The organism is Jidongwangia harbinensis (assembly GCF_020216025.1).
GTDB classification, from domain to species: domain Bacteria; phylum Actinomycetota; class Actinomycetes; order Mycobacteriales; family Micromonosporaceae; genus Actinoplanes; species Actinoplanes harbinensis.
In genome coordinates this window covers 1-21,494 of sequence record NZ_JAIWNC010000025.1, presented here as the reverse complement: position 1 = coordinate 21,494, position 21,494 = coordinate 1, and the positions used below count along the sequence as shown (strand labels likewise).

Below are 21,494 nucleotides of genomic sequence, written 5' to 3'. Positions count from 1 at the left end.
GGTATGCCTTGATCGTGAGCACGCTGGAATCACTGCGCCATCTGTTGCGGCAGTCGCACCACGCCCGTCCCGAGGACCTGCCCGAGATGGCGATGCGTGCCGCCCGGCTGGTCGACGCCCGGGCCATGGTGATCTATCTGGTCGACCACCAGCAGCGCGAGCTGATCCCGCTGCTCGGCGGGTCCGCGCCGGAGCGCCGGTGCTTCGGCATCGACGGCACCCTGGCCGGGCGGGCGTTCAGCATGATCACCACGTGCCTCAGCGAGGCCGAGCCCGACGGGCCCCGGCTGTGGGCGCCACTGCTCAACGGCGCCGAACGGATGGGCGTACTCGAGGTGGTCTTCGACGGCCCGGTCCCGGACCAGGCGGCCGACGACTGTGCCCTGGTGGCGTCGCTGCTGGCGGAACTGGTGGTGACGCGCAGCCTGTACAGCGACACGATCGAACGCCTGCGCCGCCGGGAGCCGATGCAACTGGCCGCGGAGATGCTCCGGGCCCAGCTGCCGCCGCTGTCGTTCTCCACCGGGCACCTGATGATCAGCGGCGTGCTGGAACCCAGCTACGACGTCGGCGGCGACGCCTTCGACTACGCCGTCAACGGCGACACCGCCCACCTGGCGCTGTTCGACGCGGCCGGGCACGGCTCGGCCGGCGGGACCCGCGCGGTGATGCTGGCGTCGCTGGCGCTCGGCGCCTACCGCAACGCCCGGCGCGCCGGGCTGGGCCTGATCGACACCTACCACCACATCGACAACGCGGTCCGCGCCCACGACCGGGCCGGAATGATCACCGCGGTCTTCGCCGAGCTGGACCAGGTCACCGGAGCGCTGCGGGTGATCTCCGCGGGCCATCCGAGCGGGATCGTGCTGCGCCAGGGCAAGGTGGTGAAGGTGCTGCCCAGCCCGACCGCCCTGCCGGTGTCGCTGGGTGACCGGCGGCCTCCGGTGGTGGTGGAGGAGGCCCTGGAGCCCGGCGACCGGCTGCTGCTCTACACCGACGGCATCACCGAGGCACGGTCGCCCGACGGCGAGGAGTTCGGCGTCGAGCGCCTGGTCGAGTTCACCACCAAGGCCCTGGCCGACCAGTTGTCGGCGCCGGAAACGATGCGGCGGCTGGTCCACGCGGTGCTGGACTACCAGGACGACCGGCTCCAGGACGACGCCACCGTGCTGCTCGCCGAGTGGCGCAGCCCGGCACCGACGCCGTCGGACACCGAGGTGTTCACGTCGTCCGCGCGCGAGCCGCTCACCATCGAGGAGTGAACCCGGCCCCGGCATCGTCGCGAGCGTGAACCGGCGGCCGCCGGCGTCAGGTGCAGCCGACGCAGGTGCGTGCGGTCGGCCGCGCCTCGAGCCGCGCCGCCGGGATCGGCCGCCCGCACTGTTCGCACACGCCGTAACCGCCCGCATCGAGCCGCTGCATCGCGACCTCCAGCTCGCCGATCCGCCGGCGGGTCGCGTCCAGCACCGCGGTCAGCTGCGCCCGCTCGTACGCGATCGTGGTGCCCTCGGGGTCGTGCTCGTCGTCGGCGTTGGACGACCGGGACGCCTCGAACAGGCTCCGCAGATCGGCCTCGAGCGTGCCGGCCTCGTCCCGCGCCCGCTCCCACAGTCGCCGCAGCGTGTCACGGGTCCCGACGTCCCTGCTCACGACCCCACCCTACGCCCGTCTTCTTGCAGATCTTGGACTTGCGATGGGAGCTCGGCACCTACCGCGCCCGAGCGGCACTCTCGTCGTCGGCGGTGGAGCGCTGTGCGGATCTCCGGCATCTACCGCGCCCGAACTGCGCACCCTTCGCCCGCGGTGGAGCGCTGTGGGGATTTCCGGCACCTACCGCGCCCGAACTGCACACCCCCCGCCCGCGGCGGAGCGCTGTGCGGATATCTGGCACCCACCGCACCCCAGCTCCACCCACCTCGCCAGGGCCCCAGCATTGCGCGGATGTGCGGCACTGCACGAGCGGCGCGGACCTGCGACCGCCCGGCTAACGGGCGAAAGTCGAGGTGGAACAAAGGCCGCGTCGCACCGACAAATCCGGCACCACAACTCCAAGATCGGCGGGGCGGGGGCGGGGGTGATGACTTGGTGGAGCGGGAGCCGTGCAAGGTCCGGTGCGGCCCGGGGTGGCCCGGACACCGCACCGCCGCGGGCCGGGGTGGCCCGGACACCGCACCGCCGCGCTCGGGCGTCAGGCCACCGCACCGCCGCGGTCCGGCGTCAGGCCACCGCACCGCCGCGGTCCGGCGTCAGGCCACCGCACCGCGGCGGTCCGGCGTCAGGCCGCCGCACCGCCGCGGTCCGGCGTCAGGCCACGGACGCCGGGAACCGTTCCCAAACCCGGTGCGCCGCCAGCAACTGCTGCACGGCCGCGAACGCCTCCGTACCGGAGTCCGCCGTGACCACGCCCGGCGTGCCGCTCACCCCGGCCTGCTGCAGCACGGTGACGCCGGCGCCCCACGCGCCGATCGCCTTGGCGTGCCGCCAGCACTCCTCGACCAGCAGCAGCACCCGGGGATCCACGGTGGCCGGACCGGCCGCACCGGCCTTGGCGTCGCGGGCCGGCAGCGCGTCCGGCGCAGGCACCGGGGCGCCGGCGAGCAGCACCGCGTCGAACTCCACCGACCGGCCGGTGGCGAACGTCCGCTGCACCGGCAGGTCGCCCACCAGACCGCCGTGCGGGGCGATCAGCAGCGGCACCAGACCGGCCGCGAACACCTCGCGGCGGACCGCGCGGACGCCGTCGAGGTCGCCGTCCGGGTCGACGACGATCCCGATGATCCGGCCGTCGGCCGGCCACTCGCGGCCGATCTGGGACAGCACCGGGCTGGGCGCGACGTCGGCCAGCGGCACGGTCGGCTCCGGCGCGGGCAGGCCCAGTCCGGTGGCGACCTCCGCGCACAGCACCGGGTCGACGTTGGCGAGGCACTGCAGCTGCCGTTCCTTGACGGCCTGCTCATAGCACTTGCCGAGCTCGAACGTGTAGGCCCGGATGATGTGCTCGCGCTCCACCGGCGACATGCTCAGCCAGAACAGGCGGACCTGGCTGTAGTGGTCGTCGAAGGAGGCCGGGTTCGCCCGTACCTTGGGCGCCTCGGTCACCGTGACCGGCACGTCCAGGAACGCGTTCTCCGCGTCGCCGGCCGGGAACGGGTTGCCGCCGTCGAGCGAGTTCGGCCGGTACGGCGCCACCCCGGCGTGCACCGCGTGCTGGTGGAAGCCGTCGCGCAGCATGTCGTTGACCGCGGCGTGCGGGCGGTTGACCGGGATCTGCGAGTAGTTCGGGCCGCCGAGCCGGGTGAGCTGGGTGTCCACGTAGGAGAACAGCCGGCCCTGCAACAGCGGGTCGTTCGTCACGTCGATGCCCGGCGGCAGGTGGCCGAGGTGGAACGCGACCTGCTCGGTCTCGGCGAAGAAGTTGGTCGGCGTCCGGTTCAGCACCAGCCGGCCGACCGGCTGCACCGGCGCGAGTTCCTCCGGCACGATCTTTGTCGGGTCCAGCAGGTCGATCCCGGCGAAGGTTTCCTCGTCGGTGTCCGGGAACACCTGGATGCCGAGCTCCCACTCGGGGAACGCGCCGGCCTCGATCGCGTCGTACAGGTCGCGGCGGTGGAAGTCCGGGTCGATGCCGCCGAGCAGCTGCGCCTCCTCCCAGTCCAGGGAGTGCACGCCGAGCTTGGGCTTCCAGTGGAACTTCGCCAGCGCGGTCTCCCCGGCCGCGTTGACCAGCCGGAAGGTGTGGACGCCGAAACCCTCCATCGTCCGGTACGAGCGCGGGATGCCGCGGTCGGACATGTTCCAGATGGTGTGGTGCTGCGCCTCGGTGTGCAGCGAGACGAAGTCCCAGAAGGTGTCGTGGGCGCTCTGTGCCTGCGGGATCTCCCGGTCCGGGTGCGGCTTGCCGGCGTGGATGATGTCCGGGAACTTGATCGCGTCCTGGATGAAGAAGACCGGGATGTTGTTGCCGACCAGGTCGAAGGTGCCCTCGTCGGTGTAGAACTTGGTGGCGAAGCCGCGGGTGTCGCGCACCGTGTCGGCCGATCCGCGGGAGCCCAGGACGGTGGAGAACCGGACGAACACGTCGGTCTCCGCGCCCTTTTTCAGGAAGCCGGCCCGGGTGACGCCCTCCGCGGTGCCGTAGGCGGTGAACACGCCGTGCGCACCGGCGCCGCGGGCGTGCACCACGCGTTCGGGGATGCGCTCGTGGTCGAAGTGGGTGATCTTCTCCCGGAGGTGGTGGTCCTGGAGCAGCACCGGGCCGCGCGGCCCGGCCTTCAGCGAGTGGTCGGTGTCGCGCAGTCGTGCGCCCTGCGCGGTGGTGAGGTAGGCGCCCTGCTGGCCCTTCGCGGTGCCGGGGACGCCGGTCTCCGCGCCGGTCGGGGTGCGGGTCGCCGGGGCGCCCTGCTCCTTCTTGGGCGGCAGCGGGTCGTGGGGCGCGGTCGGTTCCGCGAGGGGCGCCGGGGCGCTGCCCGGCGCGCCGGGGACCGTGGCGCCGACGGCGTCGGCGACCTTCTCGGCCGCGGCCTCGACGACGTCCTTGACCACCTTGACGGGCTTGCGGGCATCCATATGAGCGGGTTCCTCCAGGTAAGAGTAAAACTGCTCTCATCGGCTACCCGCGTGTCCGGGCGGCAAACGCCGCGCCGAGATCGGCATCCGGGCCGGCGGCGGTGAGTCCCTGGTGAAGCACCTGACCGGGGGTCGTCACTCCGGCCGGTGGGGCACCGGCGCGGACGGTTCCCGCCGGTTCTCGGCGTCCGCGACCAGGGCGGGAAGGCCGCGGTCCGGCGTGACGGCGGTCCATCCCACCGACGCGGCGGTGCCGGCGAACCGCAGCTCGGTGTGGATGCGGGCGATGACGGTCTCGGCGTCGGCCTCGTTGCAGTCCGGAAGCAGCAACCCCAGTTCGTCCTCGTCGATCCGGGCGATGATGTCGCCGTCCCGGACGGCGCGCCGTACCGCGGTGGCGGTGTCCCGCACGTAGGCCGCCCGGCCGTCGTCGTCGAAGGCCCACAGTTCGTCGAGGCGCAGCACGGCGATCACGGTGGGGTCGGCGAGGCGCGCGTAGCGGGCCTGGGCATGGGCGATCAGCCGGTGCCAGGCCCGCCGGTTCGGCAGGCCGGTGTCCCGGTCCGATTCGGTGCTCAGTTCCTCCAGCAGCAACGCCTTCGCGGCGCGGTCCCGGCTCCGCTCGATGGCCAGCACCGCGGTGAGCAGGCGGCCGAGCAGGGCGAGCAGGGGCTCGGCGGCGGCCATCCGCGGATCGCCGGGACGCGCGTGCGGGTCCAGACCGCAGATCGCCCCGAACAGGGCGCCGTCCGGATCGTTGATGACCGCGCCGGCGTACGTACCGATGTCGAGGTTCTCGTTCACCCGGGACTGGGCGTACGCCGGGACCGCCTGGGCGTCCAGGGCGACCGCGGGGGCGTGCCCGGCGGCCATGTGCACGCAGAAGCTGTCCTCCCACGGGTGGCTCTCGCCCTGCCGCAGGCCGTACCCGTTGTCCGCGTCCAGGTAGAGGTAGGTCTGCCGGCCGTTCGCCACCCGGGTGACCGCCCAGAACGCCAGCGGCAGCTGGTCGTGCAGGTAGTCCAGCACCAGGCGGGCGGCGTGGTCGAAGCCGGCGCCCGGAGCCGGCGCGGGCAGCCCGGCCTCCGGCGGCTCCGGCGCCGGGACGTCCTCGACCGGCCGGTCCGGGCCGCCCGCGTCCGGTACGCCGGGCGGGTGCTCGCGCTCCGGGGTGGCCGCTTCGGCCGCGGCCGGTGCGTCGGCCGGAAGCGTGAAGACGAACCGGGAGCCCGGGCCGTCGGGGTTGTCGTCAGCCCGGATGGTGCCGCCGTGCCGTTCCACGATCCGTTTGCAGATGCCCAGGCCGAGGCCGGTGCCGGTGTAGCCGGCGGAGCGGTGGGCGCGGTGGAAGTTGTCGAAGATGTTGTGGTGCTGCCCGGCCGGGATGCCGATGCCGTTGTCGGTGACGGTCACCGTGACCACGCCGCCGCCGTCCTCGCCGTCGCCGCCGTCGCCGCCGTCGCTGGTGTCGCTGGTGATGCTGATGGCGGAGGTGACCCCGGGGGCGGTGTACTTGATCGCGTTGCTGACGAGGTTGTCGAGCAGCTGGCGCACCAGCACCGGGTCGGCGTACACGGTGTGCAGCTCCCCGACGTGGAACTCCGGTGCCGGGATGCCGTGGCTCTGTGCCTGGTCGACGCGGGCGGCAACGATGTCGGCGACCACCTCACCGAGGTCCACCTCGGCGGGGGCGATCTCCGCGTCCCGGGCGGTGGTGTACCCGAGCAGGTCGTTGATCAGGTTGCGCATCCGGATCGCGGACCGCTTGATCCGGACCACGGCGTCCGCCGCCTCCTCCGCGGCCGGATGCCCGGGCGTCTCCGCGAAGACCTCGGTGAGCGCCTCGGTCCAGCCCTCGATGGTGGCGAGCGGGTTGAGCAGGTCGTGGGCGACGACGCCGGCGAACGAGGCGAGTTCGTCGCGGTGCCGCCGTTCCGCGGTGACGTCGTGGAAGACCGTGACCGCGTACCGGGTGTCCAGGTCGTCGGTGAGGGCGGTGGAGCTGACGCTCAGGACCCGTCCGTCGGGCACGCCCGGGTTGCGGACGAAGATGTCCATGCCGTGCACGTCCCGGCCGGCGAGGGCGCGGCGGTACGGCATCTCCTCCGGCGCCAGCGGGGACCCGTCCGGGTGGAACAGCCCGTAGAAGCCCGGCTGGGCGAAGCTGCCGGACGTGCTGACCACGCCACCGAGCAGGTCCCGGACGGCGGGGTTGCGCAGCAGGAAGCGGCCCTGATCGTCGACGACGGTGAGCCCCTCGGCCATCGAGTCGACGATCGTGCCGAGCAGGGTGGCCTGCCGGGTGGCGGCCTGCTGGGCCTCGCGGAGCCCCTCGATCAGCGAGGCGCGCTCCTCGGCGAGGGCCACCCGTTCGTCCCGGCTCAGCGCGAGCACCAGCCCGATCACCGTGATCATGCCGACGAACACCTGGGCCACCAGGGCCCGGGCGGGATGCGACGCGATGTGCGCGAAGACGCCGTCGCCGTGCAGGGTGAACAGCACGGCGGCCGAGCCGAACGCGACGTCGTGCACGATCACGAAGCCGGTGTGCAGCCGCAGGGCGGCCCACACGGTCATGGCGATGACCGTGAACGCGAGCGGCAGGTTGTGGTCGAGGCCGAACACGGCCAGGTACGACGCCGCGGACAGCGCCGTGACGGCGACGTACTCGGCGCGGGTCCGGCCGGGCAGCGCGGCCCAGCGGGCCCGGAGCGGGACCCGGGCGCCGTCGCCCCGGCGGCTCAGATGGGTGTACACCACGTATCCGAGGCGGATGCCGGCGACGCCGATCAGCAGCACGCTCACCGTGTTGCGGGTCAGCCACACCGCGGCGGCGGACCACGAGTAGGCGCCGTTGACCAGCCAGATCCCGGTCGGGCCGATCAGCGTGCCGCACAGCGTGCTGACGAACGCCACGGCGATCACCCGCCACAGGTCGTGCAGCCGGGCCAGGGGCCGGTCCCCGCCGCCGCCCCACAGGTGCGGCAGCCACCGGGCGAAGAGGAACGTGAAGACGTACGCCTGCACCAGGTTCGCCACCACGAAGAACACCGTGAGCCGCCCGGGCGCCCCGGTGGCCAGGTTGACGGCGACCGTCACCAGGGTCAGCGCCAGCGCGTCGACGCCCCGCCACCGCGACGAGCGCTGGGCCAGGAACCAGACCGCGGAGATGCCCGCGGCCGGCCACACCAGGCTCAGGTTCGTACTGTCCATGACGGTGAGGCGGCCGGCATAGGTGGCGAGCAGGTAGAGCCCGGCGAACGCGAGGGTGCGGACCAGGGAGGTGCGCAGGCTCATGGATCGGTCCTGGGCGCGACGGCGGTGCCGGCCCGCCCGAGCAACTGCTGCACGCCGGCGGCCAGTTCGGCCGCGGTGAAGGGCTTCGCCACCAGGGGTACGCGGGCGGTACGTGCCCGGCCCGCGACGTCGGCGCTCCACAGCACGGTCAGAAACAGCGCCGGCATGTCCGGGCCGAGCTCGCGCAGCCGGTCCAGCACGTCGAAGCCGTCCATGCCGGGCATGTCGATGTCCAGGATCACCGCGTCCGGCAGGCCGTGCTCGGCCACCACGACCAGGGCCTCCGGTCCGCCACCGGCGGCCAGCACCTGATGCCCGTCCCGTTCCAGGCGCTTCACCACCAGGTCCCGGATGTCCCGTTCGTCGTCGACCACCAGCAACCGTGCCATTCCGACACCTCCATGACACCCATCGGCGCCCCGGCGGATCTGATGAGCGCCAGGCCGGCCGGGGCCGTCGCGCGCGCCCCACATCCAAGGGGTGAGCGCGGTCCACCTGGACCGGTTGTCCGGTTACGCTGTCCGCGACGGCGTTGCAGGGGGTGTCGTGAGCGGTAACCGGCCGGGCGCCGCACCGACGGACGACGTGCAGGTGCTGCTGGACGCGGACCCGCACGGGTGCGCGCTGGCCTCGGCGATACGCGCCGCCGACGGCAGCATCGTCGACTTCCGGCTGGACTACCTGAACTCCGCGGGCGTCCGGTTCCTCGGCCGGCCGGCCGACGAACTTCTCGGCCGCACCTACCGCGAACTGTGGCCGGACACGATCACCGACGGCACGTTGCCGTTCTACATCCGGGCCGTGCAGGACCGGGTCCCGGCGGTGCGCACCGTGTACTACGACCGGGCCAGCGTGGCCGGGCACTTCGAGTTCCGGATCGTGCCGTTCGGCGACGGGTTCCTGGCCCGGTTCGTCGATCTGACCAAGCTCACCGTGGGTTCGCAGACCGAGGGCGGGGCCCGGCTCTACGAGGCGCTGGACGCGGCGTTCGACGGCTTCGCGCTGCTGCGCGCGGTGCACGACGACGGCGGCGCGATCGCCGACTTCACCCGGGTGTACGTCAACCAGATCGGCGCCAAGCTGGCCGGCAGCTCGGCGGAGGAGCTGATCGGGCGCCGCGTCCGGGCCGACTCGGACACCCTGGAGCCGGGCCTGTTCGAGCAGCTCCGCGCGGTCGCCGAGAGCGGCGAGGTGTGGCAGCAGCAGATCGCCCCGCCGTCCTCGGGACAGGTGTGGGAACTCCGGGCCGTCCGGGTGGAACAGGACTTCGTCGCGGTCTCCTACCGCGAGATCACCGAACAGGTCCGGCAACAGCAGCAGCTCGCCCGCAACGCCGAGCAGATCCGCGCCGCCGCGGAGCGCACCGCGGCGCTGCAGGCGGTCACCGCGGCGCTGGTGGCGGCCAGCACCCCGGAGGAGGTGTACGCCGCGATGGGCGCCGTGGTGCGTCCCTCGGCCGGCGGGCACGGCATCGCGGTGCTGCTGGTGGAGCGGGGCCGGTTGGTGCTGCGCTACCACGCCGGGTACGAGCAGCACGTGGTCGCCCAGCTCGCCGACCTCCCGCTGTCCCACCCGTACCCCGCGGCCCAGGTCAGCCGCACCGGCGAGCCGCGGTACCTCACCTCGGCGGAGGACTTCGCCCGGGCCCAGCCCGACCCGGCCACCGCGGTCTCCGGCGGCGGGCGGGCCGCCTGGGCCTTCCTGCCGTTGAGCACCGCCGGGCAGGTCCTCGGCGCGCTGGTGATCGGCTACCGGGAGCCCCGGGAGTTCGACGACGACGAGCGGGCCAACCTGACGGCGTTCAGCCGGCTGGGCGCGCAGGCGCTGCAGCGGGCGCTGCTGTTCCAGTCCCAGCTGTCGATCGCCGCGGACCTGCAACGGGCGCTGCTGCCCGCGGTCCTGCCGGAGCTCGCCGGTGCCCGGCACGCGGTGCGCTATCTGCCCTGGACCCGCGGCGCGGACGTCGGCGGCGACTGGTACGACGTCATCCACCTGGGCCCGGACACCGCCGCGATCGTGATCGGCGACGTCGCCGGCCACAGCCCGCAGGCGGCGGCCACGATGGGACAGCTGCGCAACGCCCTGCGCGCCTACGCGGTGGACGGGCACACCCCGTCGCAGGTGATGCACCGCGCCAACCGGCTCCTGCTGCGGCTGCAACCGGACGCCATGGCCACCTGCTGCTATCTGGAACTGCATCTGGCCGAGGGCACCGCGACCGCGGTCCTGGCCGGGCATCCGCCGCCCGTGCTGCGGGCCGGCGGGCGGGCCGGGCTGCTCGATCTGCGCGTCGGGCCGCCGCTCGGACTCCGGGACGCCCGTTTCGCCGACACCACCGTCCTGCTGCCCACCGGCAGCACGCTCGTGCTGTACACCGACGGCCTGGTGGAGGACCGCCGCTGCCCGCTCGACCAGGGCCTGGCCGACCTGTGCACCGCGGTGCGCACCGCGCCGACCGACGAGCCGCGGGCGATGGTGGAGCACATCCTGCGGGCCGGTGTCGGGCCCAGTCCGCGCGGCGACGACGCGGCGCTGCTCGCGATCACCGTGGACGCGGAGCTGCCGGCCGGCCCGCGCACCGCCCGGCGCCGCTTCCACGGCGACGCGGTCAGCGCGTCCGCGGCCCGTCGCTTCGCCGCCGACGTCCTCACCGCCTGGCACCAGGAACCGCTCCGCGCGGACGCCTGCCTGCTGCTGGACGAGCTCGTCGCGAACGCGGTGCAGCACACGTCCGGCGACGTGGTGGTCCGGATCGCGCTCGGCGAGCGTCTCCGCGTCGACGTCCACGACGAGAGCAACCGGCAGCCGGACCTGCGGCCCGCCGACGACACCAGCGAGCGGTACCGCGGCCTGCGGATCGTCGAGCGGCTGTCGGCCGGCTGGGGGACCGCGCCGCGGCCCGGCGGCGGCAAGACGGTCTGGTTCGAGCTGCCGGTGCCCGCGCCGCCCGGCCGGCCGTCACCCCGGTAGGCTCCGGGCATGGCGCCGCTGGAGGAGACGTCGACGACGGCGACGGTCCGGCAGGTACTGGCGGCGATCCCGGCCGGCTGTTCGTGGCTGCTGCCGGTGCACGGCGTGGACGGTGAGATCGTCGACTTCCGGATCGCGGCGGCCAGCGGCGAGGCGTACGACATCCACGGCCGCGGCACCCGCCGGGTGAACAGCCGGCTCAGCGAGTTGTACCCCAGCATGGTCGGCGGCCCGCTGTGGCAGATGTACCAGCGGGTGATGGCCGGCGGCGAGCCCGGCCGGATGCCCGACTTCCGGTACGAGGAGAAGCGTTCCGGCGTGGTGGCCGAGTCCCAGTTCGACGTCAGCGTGCACCGGGTGCTCGGCGGCCTGCTGGTCTGGTGGCAACGGGTCGACGAGTACCAGCGCCGCCAGGAGAACACCGAGTTGCTGGCCAGCCTGGCCTGGACCGAGTACGACCTGACCACCGGCGCCAGCGAGTGGTCGCCCGGGATGTACCGGATCTTCGAGCGCGATCCGTCGCTGGGCCCGATGCCGCGGGCCGAACAGGGCGCGGCCGTGCTCGCCGAGGACCGCGGGATCGCCGAGACCGCCTGGCAGACGCTGGACAGCGGGGCGAAATCGGACGTGACGGTCCGGTTCCACATCGGCGGGTCGGTGAAGCACCTGCGGATCCTGTCCGACGTGGCCCGGGACGGCGACGGCGCACCGGTGAAGATCTACGCCGTGGTGCAGGACGTCACGGCGCGCGAGGAGTCCCGCACCGCCATCGAGCGGCTCAGCGAACAGCTGCGTACCCGGACGATGACCGCGCTGGCCGAGCACCGGCTGGCCGGGCAGCTGCAGAACCTGATCCAGCCGGTGCCGCGGGAGCCGTTCCGCCTGGCCGGGCTGGAGGCGATGGTCAGCTACACGCCGGCCGCGAGTGCCGTGAAGGTCGGCGGGGACTGGTACCACGCCGACACGCTGCCCGACGGCCAGGTCGTCCTGGCGGTCGGCGACGTCGCCGGGCACGGCCTGGAGGCGGCCAGCGGGATGGCGCACCTGCGGTTCTCGCTGATCGGGTGGCTGTCCATCGGGATCCGGGACCCCGGCACGCTGATCCGGCACATGAACCGGCTCTGCGTGCAACTGGCGATCACCGGCACCGCGGTGGTGGCGCTGTACGACCCGGCCGCCCGGTCGCTGTCCTGGGCGCGGGCCGGCCACATGCCGCCCCTGCTGGGCCGGGCCGGCCGCAGCGCCGAGCTGGACCGGCCGGTGGGCCTGCTGCTGGGTGCGGACGCCGAGGCGGCGTACCCGGTGGTCGTCGCGTCGCTCGGCACCGGGGACCTGGTGCTCTTCTACACCGACGGGCTGGTGGAGCGGCTGCCGAGCGGTCCCGCCGACCTGCTGGACCGGGTGATGGCCACGTTGTCGTCGGCGTCCGCGGACTCCGGCGAGCAGACCCTGACGCGGCTGCGGGACTCGTTGGACACGCCCAGCCCGGACGACGACACCTGCCTGCTGGCGGTCCGCGTGCTGCCCTGACCACCGGTCAGAGGTGCAGTCCGCCGGTCAGAGGTGCAGCCGGATCCGCACCAGCGTGCCCTCCGGAACGGCGAACGCGGCGACCTCGTCGCAGACCTGCTCGACGATGGCCAGCCCCCGGCCGCGCAGCGCATCGGAGGCGGGCATGTGCCGGCCGAAGTCCCGCATCGGCCCGCCGTCGACGACGTCGCAGATGAGCTGGCTGTCCTCGGACCACACCCGCACGTGGCCACCGCCGGTGGTGTGCTGCAACGTGTTGGTCGCCAGTTCGGTGACCGCCAGGGTGAGCAGGTCGGCCCGCTCCTCCGGCAGGCCCAGCGCCGACGCACGCGCCGCCACGAACCCGCGCAGCGTCCGCAGATCGTCCGGCTCGGTGTACGACATCGCGTCCGGGCCGGCGACGGTCGGTGCGGGTTCCGGCGGGCTACCCACGGTGGTCCCCTCCGTGGTCCGGGGCGCCCAGCAGCTCGCCGACCCCGGTGAGATCCAGGACCCGGGCGACCGTGCCGACCGCGTTGACGACGTGCAGCCGCCGGCCGGCGCGCACCGCCGCGTGATGGGCGGTGACCAGGCCGTGCACGCCGCTGGAGTCCAGGAAGGTCAGTGCCGCCATGTCGACGACCACGACGTTCGCCTGCTCGACCGCGCCCAGCAGCGCCATGGTGAGCTCGTCCCGGCCGGAGAGGTCGCAGTCGCCGACGAGTGTCACCACCGCCGTGTCGCGGTCGGCTGACGTCTTCGCCGCGAAGCGTGCCATCGGCTCGTTGCGCCCCTTCTGGGTAGCGGCCTGTGCGGCACATCGAGTCGTCTGAGATCGCGCCACCGGCAGCGATATTAAACCAGGCGAGCGGTCCTGGGCGCGCTCTGCCTGAATAGCGCCCCTAGCGCATTCCCGGTAACACCGCTAACGTGATGCTCGTCGGTCCTATCGCTACTCCAATCTCGATAGCGACGCTATTTCGTCCCGGGCCGGCTCCGACGAGAGAAGAGAGACGGGCATGTCCGAGGAGGAGCCGGTGCCGGTGCGGCGCCGGACCGTACTGAAGGTGGCGACCGCGGCCGGCACCGCCGCGGCGGCGGGCGCGGCCGTGCCGGTGACCGGTGCCGCGGAGGGTGCCACGGCGCCGGCGGCGACGGTCCCGCCCACGGTGCCGGCCGGGGCATCGGTGGAGATCACCCTCTCGGTCAACGGTGCCCGGCGGCGGGTGGCCGTGGAGCCCCGGGTGACGCTGCTGGACGCGCTACGCGACCGGATCGGCCTGACCGGTACGAAGAAGGGCTGCGACCGCGGCGAATGCGGGGCGTGCACGGTGCTGGCCGACGGCGAGCGGATCAAGTCGTGCCTCACGCTCGCGGTGATGCGGCAGGGCAGCCGGATCACCACGGTGGAAGGGCTGGCCCGGGGCGACGACCTGCACCCGGTCCAGGCCGCGTTCATCCGGCACGACGCGTTCCAGTGTGGCGGGTGCACGCCCGGCCAGATCATGTCGGCGGTGGCCTGTATCGCCGAGGGGCACGACGGGTCCGACGACGAGGTCCGGGAATGGATGAGCGGCAACCTCTGCCGGTGCGCGGCGTACCAGAACATCGTCGCGGCCGTCCGGGACGCCGGCCGGGAGATGCGCGGATGAGAGCGTTCGGATACACCGCCCCCGCCGACCCGGCCACCGCGGTCCGGCTCGCCGCCCAGCCCGGCACCACCTACGTCGCCGGCGGCACCGACCTGCTCAACCTGATGCGCGACGGCGCCGAGGACCACGAACATCTGGTCGACATCAACCGGCTGGACCTCGCCGCGGTCACCGCGGACGACGCCGGCCTGCACGTCGGCGGGCTGGCCCGGATGCGGCAGGTGGCCGAGGACCGCCGGGTGCGTACCGGATTTCCGGTGCTGTCGCAGGCGCTGCTGGCCTCCGCGTCGCCGCAGGTCCGCATCATGGCGTCGATCGGCGGCAACCTGTTGCAGCGCACCCGCTGCGGCTACTTCCGCGATCCCGGGTCGGCGTGCAACAAGCGGGTGCCGGGAAGCGGCTGCCCGGCCGTCGAGGGACAGAACCGGATGCACGCCGTCCTGGGCGGCAGCCCGCACTGCATCGCGACGCATCCGTCCGACCTGGCGGTGGCCCTGCTCGCGCTGGACGCGGTGGTGCGGGTGCTCGGCCCGGACGGCGCCCGGCAGATCCCGGTCGGCGAGCTGTACCGGGAGCCGGGCGACACCCCGCACCTGGAGAACACGTTGCGGCCCGGCGAGCTGATCACCGCGGTCGACGTACCCGGCGGGCCGCTGGCGCAACGGTCCCGGTACCGGAAACTGCGCGACCGGGCGACGTTCGAGTTCGCGGTCGTCTCGGTGGCCGCCGCCGTGCACCTGCGGGGCGGACGGGTGCGGGACGTACGGCTGGCCTTCGGGGGCATCGGCACCCGGCCGTGGCGCTCGCCGGAGGCGGAGGACGCGCTGCGCGGCCGGGCACTGACCGCGGTCGCGGTGGCGGAGGCCGGCCGGGCGCTGGTGCGCGGCGCGCAACCGCGGCAGCACAACGCCTTCAAGGTCGAACTGGTACAGCGGGCGCTGACCGGCGCCCTCCACGAGTGGGGAGCGCTGCGGTGAGCAGACTGGTGGGACGCGACGTCGCCCGGGTCGAGGGCCGGGCGAAGGTAACCGGGGCCGCCCGGTACGCGGCGGACCAGCCGGTGGCCGGTGTGCTGCGCGGGTTCCTGGTGCTGAGCACGGTCGCCCGCGGCGAGGTGACCCGGATCGACACCGGCGAGGCGCGCGGCGGGCCCGGCGTGGTGGCCGTCTACACGCACCGGGACATGCCCCGGCTCGCCGTGCCGGAAGGCTTCTACGTCAAGGGTTTCCTGCCCATGCAGGACGCCCGGGTGTACCACAACGGCCAGCCGGTGGCCCTCGTCGTCGCGGAGACGTTCGAACAGGCCCGGGACGCGGCCGCCCGGGTCCGCGTCGAGTACCGCGCGGAGACCCCGGTGACCGCGCTCGCCGACGCGGCCGGCCAGGCGTACCTGCCGCCACCGTTCCACGGCGAGCCGAACGAGGTCATCCGCGGCGACACCGGTGCGGCGCTCGCCGCGGCGCCGGTCCGGCTCGACGTCGAGTACCGCGCCCCGGCCCACCACCACAACCCGATCGAGCCGCACGCCACCACCGCGGTGTGGGACGACGGCCGGCTGACGGTGTACGAGTCGGCGCAGGGCGTCAACGCGACCCGGCAGATGCTGGCCGCCGCGCTCGGCGTACCCCCGGCGAACGTGCGGGTGATCTCGGAGTACCTCGGTGGCGGTTTCGGCGCGAAGGGCCTGGTCTGGCCGCACACCCTGCTCAACGCCGCGGTGGCCCGGGAGATCGGCCGGCCGGTCCGGACGGTCCTCACCCGGGCCCAGATGTACACGTCGAACGGTCACCGCGCCGAGTTCCACCAGCGGCTGCGGATCGGCGCCACCCGGCGCGGCGTGCTGACCGGGATCGAGCACACCAGCACCGCCCAGCTGAGCCGCACCGACCAGTCGGTCTTCAACAGCAGCATCGCCACCCACACCCTGTACGCCTGCCCGAACGTCCACGTCCGGCAGCTGGGCGCCGACCTGGACCTGCCCACGTCCAGCTTCATGCGGTCGCCGGAGCTGGCGGCACAGTTCGGGCTGGAGACCGCGCTGGACGAGCTGAGCCACCGGACCGGCGTCGACCCGGTGGACCTGCGCCTGCGCAACCACGCCGACGCCGGGCCGGGCAAACACCTCGCCGAGTGCTACCGGATGGGTGCCGCCGAGTTCGGCTGGCGCCGCCGGGAGCGCCGGCCCGGCGCCACCCGGGACGGCGACGAGTACGTCGGCTGGGGGATGGCCACCGAGACGCACACGTACGGCAACTTCGAGGCCAGCGCCCGGGTCACCGTCGGCACCGACGGCCGGGTGCAGGTGGCGGTGGCCACGCAGGAGATCGGCACCGGTACGTACACCGTGCTCTCCCAGGTCGCGGCGGACGCGGTCGGCGTACCCCTGGACCGGGTGACCACCCGGATCGGCGACACCGACCTGCCGCCGGCCGGACTGTCCGTCGCCTCGTCCACGATGCCGAGCGTGATCCCCTCGGTGGACCGTGCCGGGCAGGACGCCCGCGCCGCGGTGATCCGGCTGGCCGTCGCGGACAGCCGGTCACCGCTGCACGGCGTCCCGCCGGAACGGGTGGTGACCGACCGGGGCCGGCTCGTCGACTCCGCGGACCCGTCCCGGTCGGACACCTACCGGGCCGTGGTCGGCCGGCACGGCCGCGCCGTCCCGGCCACCGCCGCCGTGCGGAACACCCCCGGGCACACCTACGGCGCCGTGTTCGTCGAGGTCCGGGTGCACCACCGGTACGGCCGGGTACGGGTCACCCGGGTCGTCGGCGCGTACGACCCCGGCCGGGTGCTGAACCGGCGGACCCTGCGCGGTCAGGTGATCGGCGGAGTCACCTGGGGCATCGGGTACGCGCTCACCGAGCACACCGTGGTGGACCGGGCGACCGGCCGGGTGGTGAACCCGAACCTGTCGACCTATCTGGTCCCGGTCAACGCCGACGCACCGCCCAGCGTGACGGCGCTCTTCGTCGACCAGCCGGACCCGGGCAGCGCGGCGATGGGCGCCAAGGGCTTCGGCGAGACCCCGATGACCGGGGTGCCCGCCGCGATCGGCAACGCCATCTTCCACGCCACCGGCCGGCGCCTGCGCGAGGTCCCGTTCACCCAGGACAAGCTGCTGCTCTAACGCCGTCGCCGGCGGTAGCCCGACGGGCGCAGGCCGCGGTCAGCCCGATCTGCCCGGGCACGTAGCGGCTGCCGCGCCAGCCCCGGTCACCGTGCGACTCCATCCAGGTGTCACCTTCGGTGACCAGAACGACATGCTGATCGGGTACGGGCGGCATCCGCATGTCGTCCATCTCCGCCTCGTCCTGGAACTCCCGGATCAGCAGCGAACGCCACCGGGCGTCGTGCCAGCTGCAGAAGAGGCGCCGGGCGAAGGGCGTCATGTCGTTCTCGAGTGCCTGGTACAAAGCGCGTCCCCGCGGTGCCGTGACGGTCCCGACCGAGTCTGTCGGCCGTACCCGCCCAGGTCAATGCGGTGATCGGTGCCGCACCCGCCGCCGGAGGCCGCCCGCTCCCGGCCGTTATATTGCTGAGATGACCGGTACCAGCACCCGCGACCGCATCGTCGAGGCCGCGGCGGCCCTGTTGACCCAGGGCGGGCGGGAGGCGGTGTCGACCCGGGCCGTCTGCGCCGCCGCCCAGGTCCAGGCGCCGGCCATCTACCGGTTCTTCGGCGACAAGCAGGGCCTGCTGGACGCGGTCGCCCGGTACGGACTGGAGGCGTACCTCAGTGACAAGAAGTCGCTGGAGCAGACCGCCGACCCGGTGAACGACCTGCGCCGCGGATGGGACCTGCACATCGGGTTCGGCCTGGCGCAACCGGCCTTCTACACGCTGATCTACGGCGACCCCCGGCCGGGCGCCGACTCACCGGCCGCCGCGGAGGCGTCCGCGATCCTGGCCGCGCTGGTCCGGCGCGTCGCCCAGGCCGGCCGGCTCCGGGTCAACGAGGAACGCGCCGTCCAACTGGTGCACTCGGCCGGGCGGGGCCTCACCCTCACCCTGATCGGCATGCCACCGGACCGGCGCGACCCGGAGCTGTCCACCATCGCGCGGGAGTCGGTGCTCGCCACGGTGACCACCGGCGTACCGGAGAGCGGCGCGGACACCGGTCCGGTGAGTGCCGCGGTGGCGCTGCGGGCGACGCTGCCGGAGGCGACCGTGCTGACCGCGAACGAACGGGCCCTGCTGGCGGACTGGCTGGAGCGCATCGCCACCGCCGGCACCCCGGTGCCCGCGTCGTCCGGTGCCGGCACCCGGGCCGCGGCCAGGGGACGGCCCGCCGTTTCCTGACCTGCTGTCACCTTGGCGACACAGGCGAACCGCAGTGGGTGGTGGCCGGACCAACCGGTTGACCGAAACCACCGAGATGCGGAGCCGATATGAACCGCTCGCCCGTCCACCGCACCAGCCGTCCCCGCTTCGCCGACAGCCGTTACCGTAGCGCCACACCGATCGCCGTCGCCGTGGCGGTGGCCGCGGCGGTCGCCATGGCGGTCGCCGCGGCCGGGCCGCCACCGGCCTCGGCCGGGACGGTGACCACCCGGTCCGCCGCCACCCCGGGCGACACGTCCCCGCCGCAGCTGAGGGACCTGCGGTTCTCCCGCTCCGCGGCGCAGGTCCGCGGACTGGCCGTGGTACCGGTGACCGTGTCCGTCCGCCTCACCGACGTGTCCGGAATCAGCGAGATCCCGTCCGCCATGACGCCGTCCCCGCACCTCACGCTCGGCCCCGTGCCGGGCTGGCGGCAGGAGGTGCGACCGGTGCTGACCCGGACCTCCGGAACCGCCCGGGACGGGGTCTGGAGCGCGACCGTCCAGGTGCCGTCCACCTGGCACGGCACCGTGCGGGTCACCTCGGTCGGCGCCGAGGACGAGGCGGGCAACGTGCTCGCCGACGCCCTCACCCCGGCGCGGTCCCCGGCGTTGCGGGTCACCGGCACCCACCGGCCCGCCCTGACGTTCCACTACGCGCTGCTGCCCGGCGGCGGCTTCCGCATCCACGGCCGCGCGTACTACACCGACACCGGCCGGCCACTGCGCCGGACGCCGCTCGCCACCGCGTACGAAAGCGGGTGTGATCTCGACGGCGGCGCGCGGAACACGATCGTGACCGACGCCCGCGGCCGCTACCAGCAGCTCTTCCCCGCCGGGGAACCCGGCGGCTGGGCCTGCGTCGCGCTGGTCCGGGACGCCCCGGCCCCGCAGCGCCCCACCGTGCTCGACTACCACGTCGGCTCGGCACCGCGGCCGGCCATTCCGGACGCGGCACTGCTCCAACCGGCGGATCTCGGCGGCGCCACACCGCAACCGTTCGCCGACGGAGACCGGTCCGCGCTGCTCCCGCCGCAGCCGTGCACCGGCGCCACCTATCCGAGCGCGGCGCTGCGCCGCGCGGGCCGCTCGGTCAGCGCGCTCGTCGGGGTGGACGGCCGGGCCAACAGCGTGCTCGAACACGTCGCCACGTACCGCTCCGACGGTGCGCGACGGTACCTGCGCGAACTCCGCCGGGGACTGGCCGCCTGCACCGGGCCGGACCATCAGGAGGCGCGCTGGACGGTCCTCGCCACGGGTGTCGCCGGCGACGAGTCCCTGCTGCTCGAGCGCCGGGTCCACCTCGATTACGCGGAGAGCTACCACCATTCCTATGTGGTGGTCGCGCGGGTCGGCCGGGTCCTCGTGGTGGTGGCCGACGTCGGCTGGGAGACCACCGGCGGAAACCGCGCGTTCGCCCGCCGGCTGGGCACCAGAGCGGTCCAGCGCGCCGCGGTCCTGAACCGGGACTGAGCCGGACGGGGCGGCAGCGGGTATCGATGTTCGTTACTGTGCGCATCGTCTTGTCGCCGGCTGGGGAGAATGCGATGTGCACAGCGCGGATCGCGGCGGGCGCCCTCGTGGTGCTCCTGCTCGCGGGCTGCGGCCAGTCCGGCGGTCGTACCCCACGGTTCGTCTCGCCGGCCGCCTCCGGCACGGCCATTAAGGGCCCGGCCACGGCCACCGCTGCCGCCACCGCCGCCGCCGGATGGCCGCGCGGCCTGGTCACCACGACCTACGGGCGGCCCCAGCCCTTCCTGAGCGTGTCCGACCCGGGCACCGGCCAGGAACGGCTCCGGGTGCACCTGCCCAAGGTCAAGGAGCACTACTGGGCCCGGACGTCGTTCTCGGCGGACTGGTCCCGGCTGGCCTGGACCACCGGCAAGGGCCCGGTCACGCTGCACGTGGCGGAACTGCGCGGCACGACGTACGTCGAGACGGCCAGCTGGACCCTGCCGGGCAGCAAGCGGGGTCGCAGCACGGCGATGTCCGCGACGTTCCACGGTGGTACGTCACGGGTGTGGAGCGGCTGGTTCGCCGGCGATTCCGCGGCGCGGCTGTTCTCCGTGGACGCCCGCACGCCCGGTGCGCGGCCCCGCCGGGAGAGGGGCCAGACGCTCCGCCTGGACTCCCGCGGCCGGCCGGCCGCGGAGAAGACGGTCACGGTGACCGGCCGGCCCGGCTGGGGCGGCGTGCTGCACCGTACGGCGGCCGAGGCCCTCTACGCCGTCGTGCAGAGCGTCTACACCTGCGACGTCCGGGTCACCGCCACGGTCCTGGCCTGCTGGGGCCGGGGCGACTACGGCGCGATCGCCACCCTGACCGCGCACGGCACCGGCGGCCGGGTCACCATGCGCAAGTTGGCCCCGGCCTCGATGGGGAGCCCGGTCGACATGGTGGCCGCACCGGACGGCCGCACCCTGATGTTCGCCGTGCCCAAGAAGGGCTGGTACGCGGCGCCGGTGGACGGTTCCGCCTCGCCGCAGCGACGGTTCGCCCGCCTCGGCATCGGATACGCCCTGCCGGTCGACTGGATCTGACCCGCGCTGTCCCGGGGTTCGGCATTGCCACACACGGCCGGTCGGTCTCCGCTCGAGCGGCGGGGCCGGCGGGAGCCGTGTCGCTGATTGCCTCGGCCCAGGTCGGCGATGGCTTCGGTTCGCGCGCGGCCGGTGCTGGTCGGCGCCGTAGCGGCGGAGGCGTTGCGCCGCGGCCGGCCCGGGCGGAGCCGGGTCCGGACGCTGACGGGCGGTTCACCTGAGGGGACAACGGGCCGCACCCATGGATTGACACTTTTCAATGTTGTGCCTAACACTGGTGCGGTCAGAATGGAAACGTTTCCACGCTCGGGACCTGCTGGAACTTTCGGTGCTGGTTCGGGTGGCGTTTCCGTTTCCTTGGGTGTCGGAGGGGAGGGCCCTGGTGTCCACCTACGTGGGTCGCTCGAAGTTGCGGGTTGCGGTCGTGGCGGCGGTGTCGGTGTCGGTGTTGGCGGTCGGGGCGGTGGCGACGTTCGGGCCGCGTTCGGCGTCCGCGCGGGCTGCGGTGGTGGCGGCCGCGGGGGTGGAGGACGAGGGTGCGAACTGTGTGGTGCCGGAGCCCGGTGGTGCGGTGTCGAATGCGCGGTTGCCGGATCCGTTCCTGCGGATGAACGGCACGCGGATCACCTCGACGGGGG

The 21,494-nt window shown here is 73.7% G+C and carries 16 protein-coding genes and 1 pseudogene; 10 read left to right on the top strand and 7 right to left on the bottom strand.

The window, feature by feature from the left end; translation table 11 throughout:
• The first annotated feature begins 14 nt into the window (after window positions 1-14).
• On the top strand, window positions 15-1,262 hold the full coding sequence (locus LDL48_RS27555; RefSeq protein WP_225258137.1) for a PP2C family protein-serine/threonine phosphatase: 1,248 nt from the start codon (window positions 15-17) through the stop codon (window positions 1,260-1,262).
• 46 nt (window positions 1,263-1,308) lie between these two features.
• Here LDL48_RS27555 and LDL48_RS27550 read toward each other — a convergent pair whose 3' ends face one another.
• The 4 genes from LDL48_RS27550 to LDL48_RS27525 all read right to left on the bottom strand — a co-directional run bounded on the left by LDL48_RS27550 (window position 1,309) and on the right by LDL48_RS27525 (window position 8,252).
• Window positions 1,309-1,650: a TraR/DksA family transcriptional regulator gene (locus LDL48_RS27550; protein ID WP_225258136.1), complete on the bottom strand. Its 342-nt coding sequence runs from the start codon at window positions 1,648-1,650 to the stop codon at window positions 1,309-1,311.
• 654 nt (window positions 1,651-2,304) lie between these two features.
• Window positions 2,305-4,566 carry a catalase gene (locus tag LDL48_RS27545; RefSeq protein ID WP_225258135.1) on the bottom strand — a complete coding sequence of 754 codons (2,262 nt, stop codon included), beginning with the start codon at window positions 4,564-4,566 and terminating at the stop codon, window positions 2,305-2,307.
• Between the two features lie 135 nt (window positions 4,567-4,701).
• Window positions 4,702-7,863 (bottom strand): ATP-binding protein, encoded by a 3,162-nt coding sequence (locus tag LDL48_RS44250; RefSeq protein WP_272493096.1) that lies wholly within the window; start codon window positions 7,861-7,863, stop codon window positions 4,702-4,704.
• Window positions 7,860-8,252 carry a response regulator transcription factor gene (locus tag LDL48_RS27525; protein WP_225258134.1) on the bottom strand — a complete coding sequence of 131 codons (393 nt, stop codon included), beginning with the start codon at window positions 8,250-8,252 and terminating at the stop codon, window positions 7,860-7,862. Before LDL48_RS27525 ends, LDL48_RS44250 begins: the two co-directional genes overlap by 4 nt.
• A 157-nt stretch (window positions 8,253-8,409) precedes the next feature.
• On the opposite strand from LDL48_RS27525, the gene LDL48_RS27520 reads away from it, so the two are divergent.
• Together LDL48_RS27520 and LDL48_RS27515 are read left to right on the top strand one after the other, a co-directional pair.
• Window positions 8,410-10,833 (top strand): SpoIIE family protein phosphatase, encoded by a 2,424-nt coding sequence (locus LDL48_RS27520; RefSeq protein WP_225258133.1) that lies wholly within the window; start codon window positions 8,410-8,412, stop codon window positions 10,831-10,833.
• Between the two features lie 9 nt (window positions 10,834-10,842).
• Entirely contained in the window at window positions 10,843-12,363 is a 1,521-nt protein-coding gene (locus LDL48_RS27515; protein ID WP_225258132.1) for a PP2C family protein-serine/threonine phosphatase, read from the top strand.
• Between the two features lie 27 nt (window positions 12,364-12,390).
• On the opposite strand, the gene LDL48_RS27510 is transcribed toward LDL48_RS27515, so the two are convergent.
• Window positions 12,391-12,795 carry an ATP-binding protein gene (locus LDL48_RS27510; RefSeq protein WP_308016501.1) on the bottom strand — a complete coding sequence of 135 codons (405 nt, stop codon included), beginning with the start codon at window positions 12,793-12,795 and terminating at the stop codon, window positions 12,391-12,393.
• Window positions 12,788-13,120 carry an STAS domain-containing protein gene (locus LDL48_RS27505; RefSeq protein WP_225258131.1) on the bottom strand — a complete coding sequence of 111 codons (333 nt, stop codon included), beginning with the start codon at window positions 13,118-13,120 and terminating at the stop codon, window positions 12,788-12,790. Before LDL48_RS27505 ends, LDL48_RS27510 begins: the two co-directional genes overlap by 8 nt.
• A 415-nt stretch (window positions 13,121-13,535) precedes the next feature.
• On the opposite strand from LDL48_RS27505, the gene LDL48_RS27500 reads away from it, so the two are divergent.
• From LDL48_RS27500 to LDL48_RS27490, 3 genes are read left to right on the top strand one after another with little or no spacing between them, the layout of a single operon-like run.
• On the top strand, window positions 13,536-13,994 hold the full coding sequence (locus tag LDL48_RS27500) for a (2Fe-2S)-binding protein (RefSeq protein WP_225258256.1): 459 nt from the start codon (window positions 13,536-13,538) through the stop codon (window positions 13,992-13,994).
• Window positions 13,991-14,971 (top strand): FAD binding domain-containing protein, encoded by a 981-nt coding sequence (locus LDL48_RS27495; protein WP_225258130.1) that lies wholly within the window; start codon window positions 13,991-13,993, stop codon window positions 14,969-14,971. The genes LDL48_RS27500 and LDL48_RS27495 overlap by 4 nt, the downstream gene beginning before the upstream one ends.
• Complete coding sequence (locus tag LDL48_RS27490; RefSeq protein ID WP_225258129.1) at window positions 14,968-17,124, top strand: xanthine dehydrogenase family protein molybdopterin-binding subunit; 2,157 nt, start codon at window positions 14,968-14,970, stop codon at window positions 17,122-17,124. Before LDL48_RS27495 ends, LDL48_RS27490 begins: the two co-directional genes overlap by 4 nt.
• Here LDL48_RS27490 and LDL48_RS27485 read toward each other — a convergent pair.
• Window positions 17,099-17,386 carry a hypothetical protein gene (locus tag LDL48_RS27485; protein ID WP_225258128.1) on the bottom strand — a complete coding sequence of 96 codons (288 nt, stop codon included), beginning with the start codon at window positions 17,384-17,386 and terminating at the stop codon, window positions 17,099-17,101. The genes LDL48_RS27490 and LDL48_RS27485 overlap by 26 nt on opposite strands.
• 151 nt (window positions 17,387-17,537) lie before the next feature.
• On the opposite strand from LDL48_RS27485, the gene LDL48_RS27480 reads away from it, so the two are divergent.
• The 4 genes and pseudogenes from LDL48_RS27480 to LDL48_RS27460 form a co-directional block, all read left to right on the top strand.
• Window positions 17,538-18,296, top strand: coding sequence for a TetR/AcrR family transcriptional regulator (locus LDL48_RS27480; RefSeq protein WP_225258127.1), 759 nt, complete (start codon window positions 17,538-17,540; stop codon window positions 18,294-18,296).
• An 89-nt stretch (window positions 18,297-18,385) separates the two neighbouring features.
• Complete coding sequence (locus LDL48_RS27475) at window positions 18,386-19,789, top strand: hypothetical protein (protein ID WP_225258126.1); 1,404 nt, start codon at window positions 18,386-18,388, stop codon at window positions 19,787-19,789.
• A 74-nt stretch (window positions 19,790-19,863) separates the two neighbouring features.
• The gene (locus LDL48_RS27470; protein ID WP_225258125.1) at window positions 19,864-20,856 is read left to right on the top strand and encodes a hypothetical protein; all 993 of its coding nucleotides are present in this window, start codon (window positions 19,864-19,866) and stop codon (window positions 20,854-20,856) included.
• A gap of 382 nt (window positions 20,857-21,238) precedes the next feature.
• Window positions 21,239-21,494, top strand: a pseudogene (locus tag LDL48_RS27460) (glucuronyl esterase domain-containing protein); the annotation flags it as partial.